Here is a 7,165-nt window from a genome sequence, read left to right as displayed (position 1 = left end):
GCGGGCTCGTGAACTTCAAACGCATCCTCTACATCCGCGCGCAGGAGGAGATGTTTCCGGGCTGGGGCGCGAGCACGATGGCGCGCTTCGCGCATCGCATCGCCGCACCGCTGGTCTGGGCCAATTGGCGCGGGCTGGAGAGCCTGCTCAAGGCGCAACTCAAGCTCAAGCAGTGCAAGATGGTGCCGGCGGAGCGGATCGAAGACGGCGTCAACTGCTCGGTGCCGATCGCAACGCCAGGCTTCTATCCGATGGTCGCCGACGGCCGCATCAAGGCGGTGTTCGGCTCGTTCGATCATTATGAGGGCGACGGCATCGTGATGAGCGGCGGCGAGCGCGTCAGTGCCGATGTCGCGGTGCTCGCGATCGGCTACAAGCTCGGCGTGCCGTTCCTGCCCGAGGCCTATCGGCAGAAGCTGGTCGATGCCGACGGGCAATACCGTCTCTATCGCCTGATCGCCAATCCTGACCTGCCGGAGCTCGGCTTTGTCGGCTTCAACTCCTCGTTCTGCACCGTGCTCTGCGCCGACCTCGCGGCCAACTGGCTGGTGCGCTATGCCGACGGCCAGCTCGCGAAGCAGCCAACGGCGCAGGCGATGCGCGACAACATCGAGATGATGCTGCACTTCAAGCGCGTCGAGCGGCCGGCGGCGGGCGTCTATGGCGGCCTCTGCGTCGCGCCCTATNCCGCCATTTCGACGAGCTGATGGCCGATATCGGTGCGAAGGAGCAGAAGCGCGGCGGGCTCAAAGGCCGCTTCCAGCCGCCGGACGCCGATGCCTATGCGAAATTCCTGGCGACGGCGCCGGACTACCGGGCGGCATGAGAGGAGAATTGCGGCGGCTCGCATCTGATGTTTACGATCTCCCTGGCCATCGAATCGACGGGAACCGCCATGGGATCGAGACGACTTGCCGCCGCGACTTTTGCGGCTGTTGCCTTCTTCGTCACGGCGCCCGCTGTCGCACAGCAGGGCACGCCCACCGCACGACAATCGGAGGCGCTCGCCGCCTATGAGCACGCGCTCGGCGACTTCAAGTCGATCCTCGCCGAGCGCCGGCGCCAGATCGAGGCAAAGGAGCCACTGCCGAACCTGCCGGGTCAGGCGCTGTACCTCGCGCGCGTCGCCGTGATCAGCTCTTACAAGGATCTCACCGACGCCATGCCGTCGCGGATCGGCAAGCCCAACAAGTTCGAGATCCCTCCGGCCTATTTCGATGCCGACATCGAGCCGCTGATCGACGAATACGGAAGACTGTTCGACATCATGGAGGCGCCGCCGGCCAATGCGCAGAACTCGGCGACACCATTCAAGGACGTCGTCGATCTCGCGGCCGCGATCGCACGCGCCAAGGGGCTTGCACCTGTTCATGCCGAAGCTGCGGGACGCATCAGCCTCGGGCTGTTCTTCGCCGAGACCAACGGCAAGCAGAATGTCCGTAATGGGCGCTCGAACACCTATATGGGCAGCTTCCAGACCGGCCCCTCCGAGGACCGCAACGGCCGCAGGAAATGGGAAGCCATCAAGGGCGAGATCGCAGCGATCGATCCGGAGTTGAGCGCGCGTGACGACAAGGAAGAAGCGCGCGCCCGCGGCACCGATCACCGCTTCAACCACTGGACCAATGTGCGCGACGGCCTGATGAACGCGCATGCGGATATCTTCCGGGAGATCCCGGCCATCGTGAAGACGCTCCCCGACCCGATCGATCAGATGAAGCTGTTCGAGCTGATCCAGATCGTGCCGACGCCGACGAGGTCCGCGCTCAAATCGGGCGATCTCCTGAACTACCGGGTGTCCAGCCCGGCCATCATGAAGCACCTGCGCAACAACAGCATTTTCGCGTTTGGGCAGGCCGACCGGGCGCGCACTTCGACCAGCTTCCGCGAGATCCTCGCGGCGATGTGGCTGTTCAATCGGAAGTTCGAGCGCGCCATGGCGAAATATGCCGAGATCAAGGGGCGCTAAAGGAAGCGGTTTGCAACTACCATCGGACGTCGTAGGCTCCCTCTCCCACTCGTCATCGGGAAGGAAGCGTCACGATCATGCGCCTGCTGATCCTCGGCGGCAGCCAGTTTCTCGGGCGCGCGATCGCCACCCATGCCTGCGCGGCCGGGCACGACGTGACTTGCGCGGCTCGCGGCCTCGCGGGACCGATCGCGCCGGGCGCCCGCTTCGTGATGATCGACCGCGACAGCGTTGACGGGCTTGCGCCGCTTGCGGGCGGGACGTTCGATGCCGTGGTCGATGTTTCGCGTCATCCCGGTCAGGTCCGCCGTGCGGTGGCGGCGCTGAAGCGACCGGGCGTGCACTGGACTTTCGTCTCGACCGTCAGCGTCTATGCGGACAATCGCACGCCCGGTCAGCGCGCCGACACGGCATCCCTGCGCGAGCCCGCAACGGCGGATATCGAGCAAAGCACCGACGCCATCTATGGCGCTGCCAAGGTCGCCTGCGAACAGGCGGTCGGCAATGATGCCTTCATCTGCCGGGCCGGCCTGATCGTCGGGCCGGAAGATCCGACGGGACGATTTTCGTACTGGCCGGCGCGGCTGGCGCGCGGCGGCGAGGTGCTGGCACCGGGATCGCCTGATGACGCCGTCCAGTTCATCGACGTGCGCGATCTCGCGCAATGGATCGTGCATGCGGCAGAGATTGGCCTTAAAGGTATCTATGACGGCATCGGACCGGTCCTCACGCGCGGCGAAGTTCTGGCCGAGTGCGCATCCGCGCTGAACCCGTCCTGCAAATTCACCTGGGTCGATCGCACCTTCCTTGAAGCGCACGACGTGCGGCGCTGGGCCGGCCCGCGGTCGCTGCCGATGTGGCTGCCCCTGCCCGACTTCGCCGGCTTCATGACGCGCGACACTTCGCCTGCGCGGAAGGCCGGGCTGACCGCGCGACCACCTGCGGTCACCGCGCGCGATACGCGCGCCTGGCTGCGCGCCAGCAACGGACCTGTCGTCGGACTGACGGAGGATGAGGAGCAGGCCGTGCTTGCCGCGTGGCACGCGGGCAAGGCGAGCCAGTAATCCGGCCTGCGGCTGTCGGCCGGCGTCGTCCTCGCCAAACAGGCGCGTGTTCCCATGCCCGCCGGGGCCCTCCATGTCCTTTTATTCCCCGCGCCCAGGCAAAATGACCGCGGTCAAGTTGTTGCATCCCGCGCCCGGTTGCATTTAGCTTTGCCGGACAAGAACAAATCTCGTGGGGGAAACATGACAGCCGCTTTTCGCATATGCGTGCGCCATGCCGCGTCGGCCCTGGTCGCAACGTCCCTGGTTGGCCTTGCCAATTTCACCGCCCATGCCGAGATCGTCGTCAGCGCCAATGACGGCAAGATGGTGCTGGAGAACGGCAGCGCCGTCGTGCGCAAGCAGCCGCTGCCGGATACGGTCAGCGTCATCGACTTCACCGACGGCGCCTTGAAACTGCTGGGCGAGGTGGCGGCACCCGCCAGCGTCGTCGGCCCGCCGCCGAGCGTCGCGATTGCGCCGGACGGCGCCTTTGCGCTGGTGACGGGCGCGATGAAGCTCGATCCGGCGGATGCGAGCAAGACGGTGCCCGACGACAAGCTTTCGGTCATCGACCTCAAGTCCTCGCCGCCAAAGGTGCTCGCAACCCACCAGGCCGGTGCGGGCGCGGCCGGCGTCTCGATCAACCGCGCGGGCACGCTGGCCCTGGTCGCCAATCGCAGCGAAGGCACGGTCTCGGTCTTTGCGATCAGCGCCAACGCGCTGACGCCGGCCGGCAAGATCCAGCTTGGCGACGCCAAGTCGGGCCCGAGCCACGCCGTGTTTTCGCATGACGGGGCGACCGCGCTGGTCACCCGTGACGGCGACAGCAAGATCTCGCTTCTCTCGGTTGACGGAACCAAGGTCGAGTACGCCAAGCGCGACCTCTCCGCGGGCGTCCGTCCCTACGACATCGACCTCACCGGCAGCGCCGCCGCCGTCGTCGGCAATGTCGGCGCAGGCAGCGGCGACAACGACACGATCAGCCTGATCGACATGACCGCCAAGCCGATCCGCGTCGTCACGACGGTCAGCGTCGGGCAGACACCTGAAGCGGTGAAGATGTCGCCGGACGGCAGCCATGTCGCCGTCACCGTCATGAACGGCTCGAACAAGCCGTCCGCCTCGCCGTTCTTCAACGATTTCGGCCTGCTCAAGGTTTACAAGATTTCAGGGACCGACCTTGCGCCGGTGGCGGAGGCCAGGATCGGCCATTGGTGCCAGGGCGTGGTGTGGTCGAAGGACTCCAGATATCTCGTGGCCCAGTGCATGGTCGAGAATGAGCTGATCGCCTTCTCCTTCGACGGCAAGGCGCTGACCAGGACGTCCACGCTCAAGCTGCAGGCGAGCCCCGCGGGGATCCGAACCGCGGAGCCGTAAGGTCTGCGGGCGGCGCAGCCCTCCTGCGCCGNCCGCCTATTCGGTGCGGATCGGCGTGTCCTTCAGGCCGTTGTTGTCATAGGCCTTGCGCAAGGTGCCGTTCGTCACCGCTTCGTTCATGAATTTGGTGACGAAGGCCAACGCCTGGTTGTGGCCGAGCGGGACAGCGACGGCGGTCACCGTCTTCTTGAAGGTCTCGTCGAGCACCTTCGTGCCCGGAATCTTCTGCGCCATCTTGTTGAGCTGGTCGCGCGACAGCGCGAAGGCGTCGATCTCGCCGTTCTTCAGCAGGCCGAAGATTTCATCATAGGTCTGATAGCCGGTCACCTTCGCGTTCTTCAGATGGGCGATGGCGCCGCGCATGGTGGTGGTGGCGTTGACGGCTGCGACCTTGATACCGGGTTGGTCCAGCGTGGCGAAATTGGTGATGCTCGAACCCGGCCTGACGATATAGGTGGCGTCGGCGACCTCGTAGATCGGGCCGAACAGCATTTTGGTCTCGCGCTCGGGATCCTTGGGCAGCCATGTGACGTCCCAGCTGCCCTTGCCGGCCGCGTCGGTGATCTGGCCGGAATTCTGGTGCACGACATATTCGACCGGCACACCGAGCTGCGCCGCCATCTCCTTGCCGAGGTCGACCGGCACGCCGGCGAAGCCCGCTTCCGTCCTGGTCGACCAGAACGCGCCCCCCGCCGGACTGATCGCGATCGCGACCCGCAGCCTGCCGGTCGGCGCGATCTCGTCCTTCAGGCCATCGGCTAGCGCGGGCATGGCGAGGGCCGCTGCGAGAACGAGGCCGCCAAGGGCCGATTGGAGCAACGTTGGCATGTCATGCTCTCCTCGCTTTTCTTCTCTCAGCTAGTCTGCCTCGTTGACACAATTCTGGTCGATCGTGCGCGCGCTGAAAAGCGCCTTGTCATGACAAATCTGTCAAAGGCCACGGCGCGGTTTGCAGTGCAAGGCCGGCGACTGCCCAGAGACTGCCATGCCTATGGTGTTCCACGGCCGGATGTTTGTTGATAGCCTGCCGCACCGACAGACAATAATCGGGGGCCACCGAATGACCTGCGCGAATCCCGCATCTCTCGCCCATCGCTTTGGCGCGTGGAGACATGTCGGACGGGCGCTAGCCGCCGCGAGCGCCGTGATCGCGCTCGCCGGCTGCGAGGACAAGAACGCCTACGTGGCCCCGCCCCCGCCCAAGGTGGACGTGGCAACGCCCGTGCAGCGGCCGGTGACACGCTATGTCGAGGCCACCGGCAACACCGCGCCGATCAAGAATGTCGACCTCGTGGCGCGCGTACAAGGCTTCCTGCAATCGATCGACTACCAGGACGGCACATTCGTCAAGCAGGGCACCCAGCTGTTCACGATCGAACCCGAGACCTACAAGCTGAAGCTCGAGCAGGCCCAGGCGGCCGAGGCCGGCGCGCAGGCCACGCTGAAGCAGGCGGAGGCCGACTTCAAGCGGCAGACCGAGCTGGTGCAGCGCCAGGCGGTCTCGCAGTCGACCCTGGACACCTCGACCTCGACCCGCGAAAACGCGCAGGCCAATCTCCAGCAGGCCCAGGTCAACACCAGGCTCGCCGAGGTCAATTACGGCTACACCAAGGTCACTGCGCCATTCGACGGCATCGTCAGCGCGCACCTGGTCTCGGTCGGCGAGCTCGTCGGCGTCTCCTCCCCGACCCAGCTCGCGACCATCGTCGCGCTGGACCCGATCTGGGTGAACTTCACCGTCAACGAGCAGGACGTGCTGCGCATCCGCGCCGAAGCGGCCCGCCGCGGGCTGACCGTGGCCGAGCTCAGACAGTTGCCGGTCCAGGTGGGCCTCCAGACCGAGACCGGCTATCCGCATGAAGGCCATCTCGACTACGTCTCGCCGACCCTCAATACATCGACCGGCACGCTCGCCGTGCGCGGCGTCATCCCCAACGACAAACGGGTGCTGCTGCCCGGTTATTTCGTCCGCGTCCGCGTGCCCTTCACGCAGGAGAAGGAGGCTCTGCTCGTCCCCGACACCGCGCTCGGCAGCGATCAGGGCGGCCGCTATCTGCTGGTGGTCAACGGCGACAACGTGGTCGAGCAGCGCAAGGTGCAGATCGGCCCCACCGACAACGGCCTGCGCGTGATCGAAAGCGGGCTGAAGCCGGACGACCGCGTCGTGACCGCAGGGCTGCTGCGCGTGATCCCGGGCCAGAAGATCGACCCGCAGGTGACGAAGATCGACCAGTCCCAGGCGTCCACCAAGTAGGAGCCGCCGGCCATGATCTCAAAGTTCTTCATCGAGCGGCCGGTCCTCTCGAACGTCATCGCGTTGTTGATGATCCTGATCGGCGGCGTCGCGCTGTTCAACCTCGCGATCGCGCAATATCCTGACGTGGTGCCGCCGACGGTGCAGGTCACCACGCGCTATCCCGGCGCCAGCGCCAAGACCGTGATCGACACGGTGGCCTTGCCGATCGAGCAGCAGGTCAACGGCGTCGAGGACATGCTCTACATGCAGTCCTACAGCGGCTCCGACGGCACCTACACGCTGACCGTCACCTTCAAGATCGGCACTGACCTGAACTTCGCACAGGTGCTGGTGCAGAACCGCGTCTCCAGCGCGCTCGCGCAGCTGCCGCAGGCGGTGCAGAACCAGGGCGTCACCGTCCAGAAGAAATCGACATCGATCCTCCTGTTCGTGACGCTGACCTCGCCCGAGGCCAAATATGACAGCCTCTACTTGAGCAACTACGCCACTATCAACATCCGCGACGAGCTCTCCCGC

At 65.5% G+C, this 7,165-nt stretch carries 6 protein-coding genes and 1 pseudogene; 6 read left to right on the top strand and 1 reads right to left on the bottom strand.

The genetic code is table 11. The annotated features are described in order from the left end of the window. The 4 genes and pseudogenes from A5906_RS43835 to A5906_RS05085 form a co-directional block, all read left to right on the top strand. Window positions 1-686, top strand: a pseudogene (locus A5906_RS43835) (NAD(P)/FAD-dependent oxidoreductase); the annotation flags it as partial. A 209-nt stretch (window positions 687-895) separates the two neighbouring features. Next, window positions 896-1,969: a hypothetical protein gene (locus tag A5906_RS05095; RefSeq protein WP_080134218.1), complete on the top strand. Its 1,074-nt coding sequence runs from the start codon at window positions 896-898 to the stop codon at window positions 1,967-1,969. 77 nt (window positions 1,970-2,046) lie between these two features. Next, on the top strand, window positions 2,047-3,033 hold the full coding sequence (locus A5906_RS05090; RefSeq protein ID WP_080134188.1) for an NAD-dependent epimerase/dehydratase family protein: 987 nt from the start codon (window positions 2,047-2,049) through the stop codon (window positions 3,031-3,033). Between the two features lie 183 nt (window positions 3,034-3,216). After that, window positions 3,217-4,392 (top strand): YncE family protein, encoded by a 1,176-nt coding sequence (locus A5906_RS05085; RefSeq protein ID WP_080134187.1) that lies wholly within the window; start codon window positions 3,217-3,219, stop codon window positions 4,390-4,392. 36 nt (window positions 4,393-4,428) lie between these two features. Here A5906_RS05085 and A5906_RS05080 read toward each other — a convergent pair whose 3' ends face one another. Then, window positions 4,429-5,220, bottom strand: a complete 792-nt coding sequence (locus tag A5906_RS05080) for an ABC transporter substrate-binding protein (RefSeq protein ID WP_080134186.1) — start codon at window positions 5,218-5,220, stop codon at window positions 4,429-4,431. Window positions 5,221-5,452: 232 nt separating this feature from the next. On the opposite strand from A5906_RS05080, the gene A5906_RS05075 reads away from it, so the two are divergent. Both A5906_RS05075 and A5906_RS43830 read left to right on the top strand, forming a co-directional pair. Beyond that, complete coding sequence (locus A5906_RS05075) at window positions 5,453-6,646, top strand: efflux RND transporter periplasmic adaptor subunit (RefSeq protein ID WP_080134185.1); 1,194 nt, start codon at window positions 5,453-5,455, stop codon at window positions 6,644-6,646. 12 nt (window positions 6,647-6,658) lie between these two features. After that, on the top strand, window positions 6,659-7,165 hold a 507-nt coding region (locus A5906_RS43830; protein WP_245326594.1), incomplete at its 3' end, for an efflux RND transporter permease subunit.

The organism is Bradyrhizobium sacchari (genome assembly GCF_002068095.1).
Taxonomy (GTDB): Bacteria; Pseudomonadota; Alphaproteobacteria; order Rhizobiales; family Xanthobacteraceae; genus Bradyrhizobium; species Bradyrhizobium sacchari.
The sequence above is the reverse complement of the archived record's forward strand: the minus strand, read 5'-3'. Positions and strand labels throughout refer to the sequence as shown.

Bases quoted from the DNA above. Each gene is read 5' to 3' on its own strand.
- A5906_RS05075 (WP_080134185.1), top strand. From the start codon at position 5,453: ATGACCTGCGCGAATCCCGCATCTCTCGCCCATCGCTTTGGCGCGTGG.
- A5906_RS05095 (WP_080134218.1), top strand. From the start codon at position 896: ATGGGATCGAGACGACTTGCCGCCGCGACTTTTGCGGCTGTTGCCTTC.
- A5906_RS05090 (WP_080134188.1), top strand. From the start codon at position 2,047: ATGCGCCTGCTGATCCTCGGCGGCAGCCAGTTTCTCGGGCGCGCGATC.
- A5906_RS05085 (WP_080134187.1), top strand. From the start codon at position 3,217: ATGACAGCCGCTTTTCGCATATGCGTGCGCCATGCCGCGTCGGCCCTG.
- A5906_RS05080 (WP_080134186.1), bottom strand. From the start codon at position 5,220: ATGCCAACGTTGCTCCAATCGGCCCTTGGCGGCCTCGTTCTCGCAGCG.